Source organism: Enterococcus sp. SMC-9 (genome assembly GCF_021011285.1).
GTDB classification, from domain to species: domain Bacteria; phylum Bacillota; class Bacilli; order Lactobacillales; family Enterococcaceae; genus Enterococcus_C; species Enterococcus_C montenegrensis.
This window is the reverse complement of record NZ_JAILYE010000003.1, coordinates 343,245-358,520: the sequence shown is the minus strand read 5'-3', so window position 1 is coordinate 358,520 and position 15,276 is coordinate 343,245. Positions and strand designations below refer to the sequence as shown.

Genomic DNA, 15,276 nt, shown 5'->3' with positions numbered 1-15,276 from the left:
AAAAGTTTCATGTGAAACATTTGCTTGCTTACCTCTTTTTTGCGGCGTAAAAAAAACATCTGAAAGCAAAAATTCGCTTTTTATTTGTCTTTGGAGTACCCTTATGAAAAATAAGCGAGGTGTATTATGAAAACTGTACTTCAGAACGTCAGAATTGAAACAGATTATCTAAAAAACGCTGGTTTCACTTATGGAACCAAGACCAAAAAAGTAGCGATTACTTTTGAAGATGGTGTGATTACTGCTGTTAGTGATTCAGAGGAATCTTTTGATCCTAAAAGCGCCATAATTGATGGTAAAAATGCTTTAGTCCTACCGCAGTTACGCGAAATGCATGTGCATTTTGATAAAAGTAAATTAGGGATTCCTTGGTATCCCGTTGAACCAGCTGATAGCTTGGTGCAGCGTTTTACCAAAGAATTTGAATATTTAGAAAGTGCGCCTTTATCTTTTGAAGAGCGCATGAAAAACTTAATTGAATTAGAGCTGGCTCATGGTGTAACTCATTTTCGCTCCCACATCGACATTCATCCCAAGGTTGGCCAACGCTACTTGGAATCTGCGCAAAAAGTTTTAAGTGCGTATACTGATAAATTGGATTATGAATTGGTTGCTTTTCCGCAGCATGGTCTGCTTTTATCTGATGCCTATGATGAGATGAAAACAGCGCTGCGCAATGGTGCTACTTTAGTTGGCGGGGTCGATCCGGTCTCCCTTGACCAAAACTTAGCTCTTTCTTTAAATCAAACTTTTGAATTAGCCACTCAATTTAATGTGCCCATGGATTTACACATTCACGAACGCGGTGATAATGCGCGGGCATTCTTTTCTAAATTGTTGGAGCTGACCAAAGAAGCAAACTGGCAAAATAAAGTAACGATTAGTCACGCTTATGGTTTAAGAGACTTAGCTGGTACAGAACAAGATGAACTTTTTAGTGCCTTAGCAGAAAATGGGATTACGATTATTTCCAGCATTCCTTTAAATTTTGTTATTCCACCATTAACCAAACTAAAAGCTGCCGGTGTCAAAACCTTTATTGGCTGCGATAACATCTATGATTGCTGGTCACCTTTTGGCAATGGTGATGTGATGGATAAATTAAATCGCTATGCTGAAATTTTTGACCAACTATCACAAGAAGAATTAACCGAAAGTTTGGAACTTGTAACCGGCCAAAAAGCACTGGCTTTAGACGTCTGGCTTAAAGTGGGGATGGCAGCTAATTTCACTTTAGTAAACGCTGACTCTACGGCAGAATTTGTCGCCCGTAAAATTCCGGTTTCGGCCAGTTACTTCAACGGAAAACAAGTAAAATAGTAAAAAGACTTGGCAGAAATGGTGAAAGTAGCAAAAAGTTAGACGACAAAACTAACTTTTTTTGCTACCGCCTTTCATTTTGCCGGTCTTTTTTTTCTAAAAAATGGTAGCGGTGCTGACAAGTCAGCACCGCTACCACTTTAAAAGATATTTTTAGCTGTTTAATTCTTTGATGGCCTTAGCCTGCGGGCGGCGGGATTTTAGTAAAACACCACTTACTAAAACTAATAACGCTGCCAACGCACCGACTAGCCCATACAGCCATGGCGGTGTCTGAGAACTAGCTGCCACCGGAATAATCGCACTGTTAACTTCTTTGGCGTTTTTACTGCTCACTGTAAAAGACTCGTTTACTTGCCAGACATTGCCTTTGCCGTCGGTTACTTGCAAGTGAAGCTGATAGGCGCCTGGTTTAATTTCTTGATCGTTCATTGCAAAGACCAAATCAAAATTCGAGTTAGGTGCCATGGAACGATTTTCCCAGTTTATTTTTTGCAGCGCTGTTTTTTTACCCGCTTCTGTAATTTTACCGGTGTAGGTCATCTTGCCAATCGCGTCCAAGGTCATATTTTCCACGTTCACACTAAAAGCTGTCTCGCCAAAGGAAATAGCGGCTTTAGGATTGGTAATTTTCAGCTCTCGCTTCACTTGTGTTAAAGTATTGCGCAGCTGCAACCCCAGAATATAGCCAAATTGACTCGTGACAGCTGCCCCATCTTCTTCAATCAATTTTAAAACTTGAATCCCCGCCATAATTCGACCAGCGAATTTTTCTGTTGGCATGGTAACAGAAAGTGGCACTTGTATTTCACTTTGTGGTGGTACGGTTACGGTTTTGGGAGCTTGAACGACATCTTCAATTGGATATATCGTTGCAGCAGATGGCGCCTTTTTACTGCTGTAATCAATTTGACCACTGCTATTGGTGGTGGCTTGATTAATATTTACCACAAATTTTTGAGCTACAGCAGCATCGTTTTTTATTGCGATTTTGATTTCTTGTTTTGCACCAGGCTTTAATAACAAATCAAAATAAGTTTGCTCTTTATCAATTTGATTTTCCGGTAAGATACCACGAATGCTAAATTCTACATTGCCACTCGCCTGCGCTGTTGGCCCTAAAAATAAGAAAACAAAAGTTAAACATACCAAAATCCAGCCACTTTTTTTCATTATTGCCTCCTAAATTACTCCGCAACTTCCGGCAAAGCCGTTAGCGTGAAGAGTACCAAATTTTCTACGTCAATTTTATCCCCTTGTTTTAATTGGAAATCATGATCTTTGAATTCCATTGCGCCGCTTTCAAATTTTTTCATTAGGAAACCAGCTTTTTCTGTCACATCTTGACTAGAAAAAATAATGTCGCCATCCGCACCGGCACCATAAATCTTTTTGCCTTCGACTGTAAATTTGGTAATCGTCACCGCTTTATTGCCAGTCGCAATATTGGTTTTACCAGCTTCATCAACTTTATCTTTGTTTAAAGAAGCTTTTAAATTCCATGAAACACTTGGCGTATCATTAAAAACAACGTAATTATTTTTGAAAACTTTCTTAATTTCGCTATCGCTGTCATCTTTAATATTTTGATCGGTAAAGTCTACTGTGTAATTCCCGGTAGCATTAAGGGTGGTTGTTTGTTCAAAACGGTCGGGAACATTGATTAATTTTAGTTGTTGCAATTCCGGATTTTCATTGGCTAAAACGGTAATATTCAAATCGGTACTACCTTTTGTATCGCTTTCCACCTTGGCAAATGCCGAATTCCCACAACTTAATAGTGTCATTGTCATTAAACCTGCTGCTAAAAATTTTTTCATCTTTATTTCGCTCCTTTTTATATGGTTGGTACATTTTGTAAGACAATAATTTGAGTGGCCTTGTATAAACCGGCGGCAGCGTCAGGAGAAATTGTTAGCTGAATGTCTTCTTTTTTGACCCGATATTCATAAGAAATCGCTGCTTGATCTGTTTCGCCAGTCTTTTTCACAATTGTATTTCCTGCTTGTTGCTGCTTTGTTTTAAAGGGTTGGCTTTGAAACTGGGAACTAACTTGCCACTGTTGGTGATTTTTTTTTCGTAATTTGCCTGTCCCTAACTGATAGTAGACGTCTTTTGCTAGATATTGTGCTTCTTTTTTGAAAGGTTGGAATTGATAAAGCAGCTGCCAACCTGCTTGTTTGCTGTAACGACTATCTGTAATTTGAATCACTAAATCCGTCTTGGAAGTGATCGTAAAGCGCTCCTTGCGTATTTTATGCCGGCCAAAATCTGGCGGCTTTACCATTTGTAATTGCAAGTCTTGCTCCATTACTTCAATAATCAAATTACTTGCGGCCAATCCTGTCGGCGGCCGGATAAAGAGGCTGCCAAACACGAGCAAGCCAACTAAATAAAGCCAGCATTTACGCATCTTTACGCCTCCTTTGATAAAATAAAATTGTGCCGCCAACTAGTAGCGTCCCCACAAAAGATAGCCCCATTTGTAAAACTTCTCCTGTTTTTGGCATAAAAATTAGCGGATTGTCTTTTTTTAAAGTTAAATCATTTGTATTTGCGTTGGTTTTTTCTTGATATAATTCCAAGGGTATCGTTTTTTGATCTTGATCATAGGTTATTTCTGCCCCTAAAGCACGCACTGGAAATAGGCCGCAGACTAGCACTAAAAAGCAAATTCTTTTCACCATTTTCCTCCTACTCCACTATCGGGACATCATGTAGCTGCCACTGGACTTTTATTTGATTAAGCTCTGGTTTTACTTGCATTTGAAGGGGATTGGTTTTGAGCAGTAGCCCTTCTTCTTTGGCATATTCCCGTTGACTCAAATAATTGTCTTCCTTTTGAAAATTTGCCGTATTTATCTGAATCGGCGCATTGGGGCGATTTAGTTCTTGTTCATCGTCGTCTCTCCAAATGAAACTGTACTGACCAATAAAATCTTCTGCTGGCAACAGCTGCAAAGTAAGATACCAATTGCTCCTTTTATTTTGCGGGCGCGTATCTAAAATTTCGATGCGTAAATTTTCTTTACTCTGGTGCGGCAAAATTTCAGCCTGGGCTTTTAACGGGACCTGCCAATGAAGCTGATCACTGACATAAGTAAAGCGTAGCTCTGGTGTATATTTTGTTTGCAAATAAATCTTGTTGGAAACAAGGGGGAGCGTTTTACCGCTGGCATCACATTCAATAACTTGTAGACTATACTCACTATCTGATTGCACATGTTCAACAAGCTCTGTGACAAGTAAGGTCTGCTGTTTTATTTCGCTGTTGTTGGCGATCATTTTGGTCCAAATGACCGACTCTTCTTTCCCCTCTTTTTTAGCCAACTGGACTTTTAGCGTCTCATTTTTTTTCACTTCATCTTTTAAATAAAAATTCAGCGGAGTCTTTAAGTTGGGACTAGTAAAATCAAACTGACGAATTTTGGTGAACTGATTTAATTTTTCATCCCAAGCAATCACCGGTGGCGTATCTTCTGTCACGGTATATTGCAACGCTTCTGTCGTAAATTGTACCTGCATCGTGTTACCTTCTACTTGATAGCTTCCTTTTAATTTCGGAATCTTAGTGATCGTAGTTCCCTCAGGTACTGCCTTGATTTTTGTCTCATAACGTAATGTCAGTTTTTCTTTGGGTTGTACAACAATTTTTTGTTGCGGATAAAACTGGCCATTCTGGTATGTGCCGGCAATTTCCACCCCGTTTTTTTCAAAGGTAATTTTTTTGTCATTTACAACTTCTTCTGCCTCTTTACCATTGCGATACGTGATGGCAATGCCATGCTGCCCTTGGTTATTTTGATGAATTTCAAAGGGCAGATTACCGCTGGTATGCTTGAAAGTGACCTCTTGTTGTAAAACATCTTCTTTTCTCACCAATTTGTTTGCCAGCGAGGTAGTTAAATCCGTTTTTAAAAATGCATCTTGCTGCAAAATTCCGGTCATGGTGTGATCAGGATTTTTAAAATCGGAAAAGAAAATCATGTTTTTGTTTAAAAACTGCTTGTTGGTATTTTGTAGTGAAGTATCCATCGTCGCAGTAAAACCCCAAACTAATTGGGGCGGCTGCTGTTCATTGTAGCCATCAATATAATGGCGTAAATCAACATCAAAACTAGCCAGATTTTCTTCTGTCGTCGCCGTAAGCAATTGAATACTAATCGTAGCGTAATGGGCTCTAATATTGGCTAAACTGAATTTAAACCATTTTTTATTAAAGTAGCCATTTCCGGCATAAACTGCCCAACGTTGAGCAGCACCATTGCGATTTTCATTGGCTAATTCCGGTTTAAAAACATGGGGTTTATTGCTGTTATAAACCGATAAATGGGATTTCCCCTTCGTTTCACTATTGGCTAAAGATGAATCCGATCCCAAGTGCGTGTGTCCATCATTGGACCAGTTATCAAAAGCAACTAGCATAGCATCTTGAATACCAGTAACGCGATTTTTTTGTTCCGGATTTTCTTTTGAACCATGATAATAGGCACCTAACCCTTGCACTTCATACTTTGTCGAATCTGCGCCTTGATAATCGTAATAATCAGCTGAGGAAATTTGGCGTTGTGGCCGCATAAAAAAGGTCAAACCTTCTGTATATTCCGCCATATACAGATACGCATTAAAAACTGTGCCACTATTTCCCTGACTAAAATCCACCGTATTCTGGGATTGCGCCATACCTGCGCGATAGTGATTGAAATAGGTTTGTTTACGAAATCGCGTTAAATTAAGCGTGTCACTAACTGTATCGGCCGCTTCAAAAGGTGTGGCAAGCGCACTTTCAATTTCCCTTTCATTTACTTTACTTCCACCAAGAGCCGCAGCATTAAAAACACGTCGCCCCTCTACTTTTTCCTCGTCCAAGTATCGCTTTACTTGTAAAGGAATCGCAGCCTGCTGCGCGCCGATACCAACGCCAGTGCCTTGATCAATTCCCCGACGATTCAAAAAAGCATCCTTCACTTGAAGCGGTGCATATGACAAAATCGACTCCTGATTATTTTCTTCTTTAATTTTTGGTTCATTTGTTTTTGTACTTTGCAACAAAGAACCCGCTTCATTATTCCCATTCAAAACATGAGAGTCTCTAGAACTTCCCTGTTGATTAATGAATTTTTGATTAGAATTTGTCGGCGCAAACGTCTCCGTCTTTTTTCGGTCTTGTTTTGCTGATACTGCTTGAGCAAAATCAGATTTATTTACGCTGACAACGGATAATAACAAACAAATCATCATACCAAAATGAAACGCTCGTCTTTTTAAATTCTTCATTTTCTACACCTTAATTCATTTTATTATCACTTCTTTTTAACTATATCATTATTTTATCATCATTTTCAAATTAAAATTATTCCAATCGTGCTAAAATGGCTCGTTATTTTATTTCATAATAAAAAAACAAATTTAACAAAACGCGTCCTAATCGAAATTTAGGCAAAAAAAAACAGCCCGAAAAAAATTTCAGACTGTTTAAAAAATTTTTAAAATTTATATAAGCAAACTAATTCGCAACTTTAGCAATTCTACCTTGTTCAATGTAAACCATTAAAATACTCAAGTCAGCAGGATTAACACCACTAATGCGGCTCGCTTGGGCAATGGTTTCGGGTTGAATCTTGGTTAATTTTTGACGCGCTTCTGTCGCAAGACCATTAATGGCCGCATAATCAATGTTGGTTGGAATTTTTTTGGCTTCCATCCGTTTTAATTTTTCAACTTTTTCTAAGGCTTTTTTGATATAGCCTTCGTATTTGATTTGAATTTCAACTTGTTCGATCTCTTTTGGGGAAAGATTCTCGTCAGCAGGGATAAATTGTAATAATTCAGCGTAGCTAATTTCCGGACGGCGTAAAAATTCATTGGCTAAAACACCATCTTTCAATTGTGCTGCACCCTTTGTTTCTAAAAAGGCTTGAACTTCAGCCGTCGGTTTAATCCGGATTTTCATTAAACGGGCAATTTCATTTTCAACCGCTTCTTTTTTGGCTAAGTAAGCTTGGTATTGTGCTTCTTTTACTAACCCAATTTCATGACCCATTTGTGTTAGACGCAAATCGGCATTGTCATGGCGCAAAATCAAACGATATTCCGCGCGGCTGGTTAATAAGCGGTAGGGTTCTTGGGTGCCTTTTGTAACTAAGTCGTCAATCATCACACCGATATAACCATCGCTGCGTTTTAAAATCAATGGTTCTTTACCTTGAACCTTTAAGCCTGCGTTAATTCCGGCAATCAAGCCTTGGCCGGCAGCTTCTTCATAGCCAGAAGTACCATTGGTTTGTCCTGCCGTATAAAGATTTTCAATTAATTTTGTTTCCAAAGTTGGACGCAATTGATGTGGCACGACCACATCGTATTCAATCGCATAACCTGTCCGCATCATTTCGACATTTTGCAGTCCCGCAATCGAACGCAACATTAAAACTTGCACATCTTCTGGCATTGAAGTAGATAAGCCCTGCACGTAAACTTCTTCTGTATTTAAGCCTTCTGGTTCCAAGAAAAGTTGGTGACGTTCTTTGTCTGCAAAACGCACAATCTTATCTTCAATTGACGGACAATATCTCGCCCCCACACCTTCTACAATCCCGGTAAACATTGGCGCGCGATGTAAATTATCGCGAATAATTTCGTGGGTTTTAGGACTTGTGTAAGTCAACCAACAAGGTTCTTGATCTTGTTTATAGGCACTATCCGGCGTTGAATAACTAAAGTGATTGGCTTCTTTGTCTCCAGGTTGGATTTCTGTTTGCGTATAATCAATTGATCCAGATTTGACCCGTGGTGGTGTCCCTGTTTTAAATCGGGCAATTTCAAAACCTAATTCTTTTAAGCTATTGGCAAGTCCAACTGATGGTTGTGAATTATTCGGACCAGAAGAATATTTTAATTCCCCAATAATAATTTCACCTCTTAAAGCTGTACCGGCTGTAATAATAACCGCTTTTGCGCTGTAACGTGCACCTGTATTGGTAATTACGCCTTTACAAACACCATCTTCAACGATCAATTTTTCTGCCATTCCTTGACGCAGGGTTAAATTTTCTGCTTGCTCAATTGTATGCTTCATTTCTTGTGCATAAGCATGTTTATCTGCTTGTGCCCGTAATGCACGTACTGCCGGACCTTTACCTGTATTTAGCATCCGCATTTGAATATATGTTTTATCGATGTTCTTGCCCATTTCGCCGCCCAGCGCGTCAATTTCCCGCACCACAACACCTTTTGCTGGACCACCGACTGAAGGATTACATGGCATAAAGGCCACCATATCCAAATTAATCGTCAAAAGCAGCGTCTTATTGCCCATACGCGCATTGGCTAACGCCGCTTCACTACCCGCATGACCCGCGCCAACAACAATAACATCATAACTCTCCGCTTGATATTCCATGAAATAAATCCGCTCCTCTTAGCTGCTGTATAGACTGGGCTGACAGTGAGTAATAAGATAAAACCAACTGGATGACGTTCTGTGGCATTTAGTTGGTTTTTCTTATTATCGAACTGTTAAGTCTATTACAGCGCGATTTAATTTAGCTGCTAAAACAGCTCGTTTAGAAAATGAGCAATAGGCTGTCTTCGTTTCACTACGCCTGCAGTTCAACTAAATAGAAGACATTAAGTTGAACTTGCATATTGTCGATTTTTCTAGCTGTTTTAGCGCGATTTTGTTCATATTACTGTATTAATTTTCTTGCGAAAATTAGTCTGATTTTCACTCCGTATATCATTCTACTAGCTAACCATTACAATTTGATTACCTGCCAAGTAATCACTATTTTTTTATACAGACAGCTAGCTGTCTTCAGTAGAACTGACATCCTCAATTAGCTGCTGTATAGACTGGGCTGACAGTGAGTAATAAGTCTGTCTTCGTTTCACTACGCCTACAGTTCAACTAAATAGAAGACATTAAGTTGAACTTGCATATTATCGAACTGTTAAGTCTATTACAGCGCGATTTAATTTAGTTGCTGAATTTTATTATTTTAAAATTTTTAACCGTTTTTATTTGCCTAGACAGAATTGGCTGAATAGTTGGGTGATAAGTTCGTCTTGTACGCTATCGCCGACGATTTCGCCTAAGAAATCCCAACAGCGGGTCATGTCGATTTGAACCAAATCGACTGGCATACCAGCTTCTATTCCTGTTACCACATCTCCTAGCGCTTGATTGGCTTTTTCCAACAAGGCGATGTGACGGGTATTGGAAATGTACGAGGCATCTTTTTCGCCGGTTTGCCCAGCGAAGAATAATTCTGCGATTGCCTGTTCCAATTGATCCAGACCTTCATTTTGCAAAACAGAAACAGCAAAAATTGGGGCATCGGCTGCGAGTTTCTGTAATTTTTCTTGTTCCAATTTAGCTGGTAGGTCAGTTTTATTTAGCAAAATAATTCGTTTGGTATCTTGGGTTAATTCCAATAATTCCAAATCGGCTTTGGTTAAGGCTTCACTTTGATTTAATACCAGTAAAATCAAGTCTGCTTCTTCTAACGCTTTGCGGCTGCGTTGCACGCCGATTTTTTCAACAATATCTTCTGTGTCGCGAATTCCGGCGGTATCGATTAATTTTAATGGCACCCCTCGCACATTCACGTATTCTTCAATGACATCTCGCGTTGTGCCGGCAACGTCTGTTACAATTGCTTTTTCCTCGGCTAATAAATGATTCAAAAGACTAGATTTGCCGACATTTGGTCGCCCGATAATCGCCGTACTTAGACCTTCCCGCAAAATTTTCCCTTGTTGGGCGGTTAAAAGTAATTGTTCGATTTGCCCTTGCACTTGATTGGCTTTTTCCAGCAACAAGCGCGTCGTTAGTTCCTCTACATCGTCGTATTCTGGGTAGTCAATGTTGACCTCCACTTGCGCCAATGTTTCCAAAATTTCTTGGCGTAGGGAACGAATTAAGCTGGATAAATTTCCATCTAATTGATTCAGCGCCAAATTCATCGCCTTATCGGTTTTCGCCCGAATTAAATCCATCACGGCTTCTGCTTGGGATAAATCCACCCGCCCATTTAAGAAGGCCCGCTTGGTGAATTCGCCTGGTTCTGCTAGCCGGGCGCCTTGTCGCAGCAATAATTGCAAAATTTGATTCACCACGACGATTCCGCCGTGACAATTAATTTCAATCACATCTTCTCTGGTAAATGTTTTTGGGGCCCGCATCACGGAAACCATTACTTCATCTACCATCTGCGCTGTCGCTGGATCAAAAATATGCCCGTAGTGAATGGTATGGCTTGCAACATCTGCCAGACATTTGCTACCGCTGCGATAGACTTCATCTGCAATTTTCACTGCATCATCCCCACTTAAACGGACAATACTGATCGCCCCTTCGCCAGGCGGCGTGGAAATTGCGGCAATCGTATCAAATTCTTGGGTAATATTTGCCATTAGTTAAACTCCTTTTTTTAACTGTATCGCCTGCAGTTAGTGATTAAAACTATTTTTGTTAAAATAAATTTTAAAATAAAAATTTGCGATAATCCGCGGTCTAAAAGGATTCTGCCACGATTTATTGCAATAAAAAAAGTGCTTCATCTTTTGCAAATAGGAAAAAAACTTCTACTTAGAGAAGCTTCCAACAATTTACAAAAGACAGCGCACTTTGACTGCAAGTCCTTAAATTCTGGTCATAGACTAGCATAAAATTAGCCGTCTTGCAAGATTTCATGCCAGAATTTGTGAGAGGTTTTAGCTTTACTTAAAGGTTCTTATCACGGTAAAATTAAATTACAGTTAATTTCAGCTCTTTTGGGGCTGTTTGCAACAATAAATTTGGTTTCTGCTGGTGAATTATTATTTCGCAATTTTGACAAAATAATCATTTCAGCACCAAACCTACAAGGAGTGAGCGATATGACATTTGACAAACAAAAAGAAGACGACATGCGCATTCACGAAGTTATTATCTCCACTGGTAACGTCAACCGTAGCTACGCTGTGCGGGACGTAATTTTCGTTGCCGAAAAATTTGAAACAGATTTATTTGATGAAACTGTCGACCCCAACGAATCACTGCAAGATATTATGTTGATGTTAAAGAAAAAGGCCTTTTCTTATGGCGCCAATGCTGTCATCAACTGCCATTTTGATCACGATCACGTGCAAGTTGACGGCAAAACGTATTTGGAAATTTTCGCTTACGGCACCGTCGTCCAATTTATTGAAACAACCGTTGGCGGCTAAGTACAAACAGCTAAAAACTTATTGTAAGTCTGTGCTACAACAAATTAGCTTTAATTTGTTTAGTTCAGACTTTTTTTTCAGATACATTACATTAATAAAGCAGAAGAATTTTTAGACAGTTAAAAAAACAAGTGGTAAAATTCAGCCCACTTTTTAACTAAGGGCTTTTTTTCTTCTCATCCAGAAAGGAAAACAATTATGAATCAATCCATTCGTGCCAGTACCAAAGAGTTTTTTCACCACTGGGGCAGTTATGTTTTATTAGTTTTGACAATGAGTTTGGCTTTGGAGTGGCTCGTTATCCCTTTAGCCCGTTTTCTAACAGAATACGTGTTAAAAGTTGGTCGCATTCCTTATCTAACCATTACCAATCTGCCCACTATATTGATGAGCCATCCTTTTGTCACCTTGGGGCTTTTAGCTGTCGTCTTTTTAATTTTAATCGCCTTATTTTGGCAATTTTCTTTTTTGCTCTACGGCATAAGCCTCATTCAAAAAGAAGGCAGTTTAAAACCAATGGCGCTCATTCGTTACTCGGTGAAAGAAATTTTTCACTTGCCTAAGAGCACCTTCTTTTATTTTTTGATTTACGGCTTTCTAATTTTACCCTTTGCAAATTTCTTTTTCCAAAGCGTGCTTTTAAGTAAAATTAAAATTCCCGATTTTGTTTTAACCTTTTTAATTGCCAAACCGCTTTTTGCCGTTTTAATTTTCTTGTTCTTTTTGGCGATGGGCTATCTCGGGTTGCGTTCTCTGTATTTTTTACCTAATTTAATCTTGCAAAAACAACCGGCGCGCCAAGCCTTCTTCAATAGTTGGCAAAAAAGCAAGGGGCATCTAATCAAAGTCTTTTTCCGTTTGTTTTGGCTTAACTTATTAACAGCTATCTTAACGATCGTCGTTATTTTCTGCTTGTATCTACTTCAATTGGGACTAGATCAGTTACCGAGCTATTGGCCATTAGCAGGTGCGACTGTGAATTTAGGCATCATGGAAATTGCCACACAGCTGATTACATTGTGGGCTATGGTTGTCTTTTTCCAAATGATTTTACCCAAAAAAATTTTGTTACCACAATTAGGCACAACAACCAAAAAGCACCGTTTTTCTACGCGCGTTTTGGCTGGAGGCGTCATATTTTTCATCACCGTTGCCGTCATGATTTATAACGCCCTCTTTCTAACCGGCGCTGTGACTACTTTACCGCTAACGATTTCTCACCGCGGTGTCAATGGCGCAAATGGCGTGCAAAATACCATTCCCGCGATGGCAGACACGTTAAAAGAAAAACCCGACTATATCGAAATGGATATTCACGAAACCGCAGATCAACAGTTTGTCGTGATGCACGATGAGAATTTATCTGCATTGGCCGGAGTAAATAAAACGCCCCACGAATTGACCTTGGCACAGCTCACAGCGCTAACAGTCCGGGAGAATGGCCACAAAGCCAAAATTGCTAGCTTTGATGATTACCTGTCTTATGCCAATCAACACAAGCAAAAATTATTAATTGAAATTAAAACAACACCCCACGACTCACCAGTAATGCTAAAAAACTTTATAAAAAAATACCAAGCAACGATTTTAAAAAATCAGCATCGCATTCATTCACTGGATTATCGCGTCATTACCGGTTTAAAAGCCCAAGCGCCCAACCTATTTGTTAGCTTTATTTTGCCTTATAACTTTGTCTATCCCAATACCAAAGCCAATGCGTATACCATGGAGCAGACAACGTTAGATAACAACTTCATCATGCACGCCCAAGCTTTGAAAAAACAAGTTTACATTTGGACTGTCAATAACAGTACTGAAATGGATAGCCTCTTTTTCATGGATGTCGACGGGATTATTACAGATGATCTTTCCACTCTAAACGCAGAAATCCGTTCCTTTAAAGACAGCCCATCTTATGCCGATCGCTTGCTTTTATATGTCACGCAGCTTGCAAGTTGGAACAATCAAGAAAACTAAAAACAAGCCAAATTCTACTGCCAAAAAATTGCCGCGATTCTGACAAAAACTAGCGATAGTCTGGTATTTTCTATTAATTTTATCCTTTTTGATAGTGCAAAAGACCTGCCAAATATTAGTAATGACACTAATATTTAGCAGGTCTTTATTTTATTGCCTGTAAATGAAATAAGGTTTTGGGGTATTACCTTAAGTGTTCGTTTTTCATAAATCACTTCCCGCGAAAGCGCTGAATGGCATGATGCAAATCGTACAATTTATCAACAGCAACTTCGCCTAATTCCTCATACAACCCCATATACAAAACATCCACAACAGCCAACTGTGAAATTCGGGTGGCCATATTTGCTACTCGAAAATATTCTTCTAAAACTGGTGTGGATAATTTAATATCTGCCAGCTTTGCTAATTTTGAATTTTGTAAAGTTGTAATTGCGATCACTGTGGCACCTTTTTCTTTGGTTAGCGTTACTAATTGCACCACTTCAGCTGTCTTTCCCGTAGTTGAAATAACTAAGAAAATATCTTCGGCTGTTAAATTCAATACTAAGGCCAACATCTGGTGGAAATCGCGATTAAAACTGGCTGTAACACCTAGTTTACTAACCTTGTGGGCGAAATCTTCGGCTACCACCGCAGACGCCCCCACGCCATAAACTGTCACTTTTTGTTTATCCTTTAATAAAGTAATTGCTTTTGCTACTTCTTTTAAATCGAGTGTATTCACTAATTGCTGAACTGCCAATTGATCTAATGCCATGGTGTTAAAAAAGACGTCATTTATCGATAACTTTTCATGTTTTTCTTTTTTTACAATATTAAATTCATTTTTACTATTACTAAATAATTCTTGGCTTAGCGCTACTTTAAAATCGCGAAACCCTTTCACTCCAATCGCCTTGCAAAAACGAACGACACTAGCCTCGCTAACCGCCGCCCCGGTTGCAAATTCTTTAATTGTCATCCTGGTTACCCGTTCAGCATCCTGCAAGACAAAATCAGCAATTTGACTTTCAATTTCCGAAAAATTTTCTTGTTTTTTTAGCGCTGGGAGTAAAAACATTTCTTCACCTCAAATTAGTTTTCTAAGCTTGTTACAAATTTTTTTGTAATTACTTCTGGTCGTGTAATTGCTGTTCCAATTACAACAGAATAAGCACCAGCTTTATATGCTGCTTTTAAGTCATTCACAGAAGTAATATGTCCTTCTGCAATAATTGGCACTGTAATTTTTTCTACCAATTCACAAATCAGATCAGGGTTAAACGTGGTATTATTTTTTGTTTCCTCTGTATAACCTGCTAAAGTAGTTGATACGAGATCTGCACCACAATTTTCAGCATATACTCCACTTTCGACACTATCACAGTCAGCCATTACAATGATCTCTGGATATTGTTCATGAACCTTCGCAATAATATCAGCCAATTTTTCACCATTGGGTCGTGGCCGCTTCGTACCATCTAGTGCGACGATATCTGCACCAGCTTGAATAATAGCTTCACAACTCGCAAAAGTCGGAGTGATATAAACATCGTAGCCTTCAAACCACTGTTTGTAAATACCTATCATTGGTAGTTTTACTTCTGTCTTAATTGCTGCAATATTTTCCGGTTCGGTCGCTCGTATTCCCACAGCACCACCTACTGCAGCGGCATTGGCAAAAGCAGCCATAATATCTTTGCCATACATTGGCCAGCCTTTACGTGCCTGACATGAAACAATCACACCATTTTTAATTTGTGCCATAACTTCTTTTTTCATCTGCAT

The 15,276-nt window shown here is 39.1% G+C and carries 12 protein-coding genes; 3 read left to right on the top strand and 9 right to left on the bottom strand.

Going from position 1 to position 15,276, the window contains the following annotated elements:
- Positions 1–126 precede the first annotated feature (126 nt).
- Positions 127–1,320: an amidohydrolase family protein gene (locus K4422_RS06375; protein WP_230709857.1), complete on the top strand. Its 1,194-nt coding sequence runs from the start codon at positions 127–129 to the stop codon at positions 1,318–1,320.
- A 153-nt stretch (positions 1,321–1,473) separates the two neighbouring features.
- Here the strand turns inward: K4422_RS06375 and K4422_RS06370 are convergent, their stop codons facing one another.
- From K4422_RS06370 to mnmE, 7 genes are all read right to left on the bottom strand, one after another.
- Positions 1,474–2,493 (bottom strand): DUF916 and DUF3324 domain-containing protein, encoded by a 1,020-nt coding sequence (locus K4422_RS06370; protein ID WP_230709855.1) that lies wholly within the window; start codon positions 2,491–2,493, stop codon positions 1,474–1,476.
- Positions 2,494–2,507: 14 nt separating this feature from the next.
- Positions 2,508–3,140 carry a hypothetical protein gene (locus K4422_RS06365; protein WP_206902918.1) on the bottom strand — a complete coding sequence of 211 codons (633 nt, stop codon included), beginning with the start codon at positions 3,138–3,140 and terminating at the stop codon, positions 2,508–2,510.
- 17 nt (positions 3,141–3,157) lie between these two features.
- A complete protein-coding gene (locus K4422_RS06360; RefSeq protein ID WP_230709853.1) occupies positions 3,158–3,733 on the bottom strand; it encodes a WxL domain-containing protein in 576 nt (191 codons plus the stop codon).
- Positions 3,726–4,004 carry an LPXTG cell wall anchor domain-containing protein gene (locus tag K4422_RS13615; protein ID WP_230709850.1) on the bottom strand — a complete coding sequence of 93 codons (279 nt, stop codon included), beginning with the start codon at positions 4,002–4,004 and terminating at the stop codon, positions 3,726–3,728. Before K4422_RS13615 ends, K4422_RS06360 begins: the two co-directional genes overlap by 8 nt.
- 10 nt (positions 4,005–4,014) lie before the next feature.
- Complete coding sequence (locus tag K4422_RS06350) at positions 4,015–6,597, bottom strand: hypothetical protein (protein ID WP_230709848.1); 2,583 nt, start codon at positions 6,595–6,597, stop codon at positions 4,015–4,017.
- Between the two features lie 229 nt (positions 6,598–6,826).
- Positions 6,827–8,719 carry a tRNA uridine-5-carboxymethylaminomethyl(34) synthesis enzyme MnmG gene (mnmG, locus tag K4422_RS06345; RefSeq protein ID WP_230709846.1) on the bottom strand — a complete coding sequence of 631 codons (1,893 nt, stop codon included), beginning with the start codon at positions 8,717–8,719 and terminating at the stop codon, positions 6,827–6,829.
- A gap of 617 nt (positions 8,720–9,336) precedes the next feature.
- On the bottom strand, positions 9,337–10,734 hold the full coding sequence (mnmE, locus tag K4422_RS06340) for a tRNA uridine-5-carboxymethylaminomethyl(34) synthesis GTPase MnmE (RefSeq protein ID WP_230709844.1): 1,398 nt from the start codon (positions 10,732–10,734) through the stop codon (positions 9,337–9,339).
- A gap of 465 nt (positions 10,735–11,199) precedes the next feature.
- Here mnmE and K4422_RS06335 point away from each other — a divergent pair, with 465 nt between their 5' ends.
- Together K4422_RS06335 and K4422_RS06330 are read left to right on the top strand one after the other, a co-directional pair.
- The gene (locus tag K4422_RS06335) at positions 11,200–11,529 is read left to right on the top strand and encodes a heavy metal-binding domain-containing protein (protein WP_206902924.1); all 330 of its coding nucleotides are present in this window, start codon (positions 11,200–11,202) and stop codon (positions 11,527–11,529) included.
- 198 nt (positions 11,530–11,727) lie between these two features.
- Positions 11,728–13,506, top strand: coding sequence for a glycerophosphoryl diester phosphodiesterase membrane domain-containing protein (locus K4422_RS06330; RefSeq protein WP_230709841.1), 1,779 nt, complete (start codon positions 11,728–11,730; stop codon positions 13,504–13,506).
- Between the two features lie 211 nt (positions 13,507–13,717).
- Here K4422_RS06330 and K4422_RS06325 read toward each other — a convergent pair whose 3' ends face one another.
- Positions 13,718–14,569, bottom strand: a complete 852-nt coding sequence (locus tag K4422_RS06325; protein WP_230709839.1) for a MurR/RpiR family transcriptional regulator — start codon at positions 14,567–14,569, stop codon at positions 13,718–13,720.
- A gap of 14 nt (positions 14,570–14,583) precedes the next feature.
- Positions 14,584–15,270, bottom strand: coding sequence for an N-acetylmannosamine-6-phosphate 2-epimerase (locus tag K4422_RS06320; protein WP_230709837.1), 687 nt, complete (start codon positions 15,268–15,270; stop codon positions 14,584–14,586).
- Positions 15,271–15,276 lie beyond the last annotated feature (6 nt).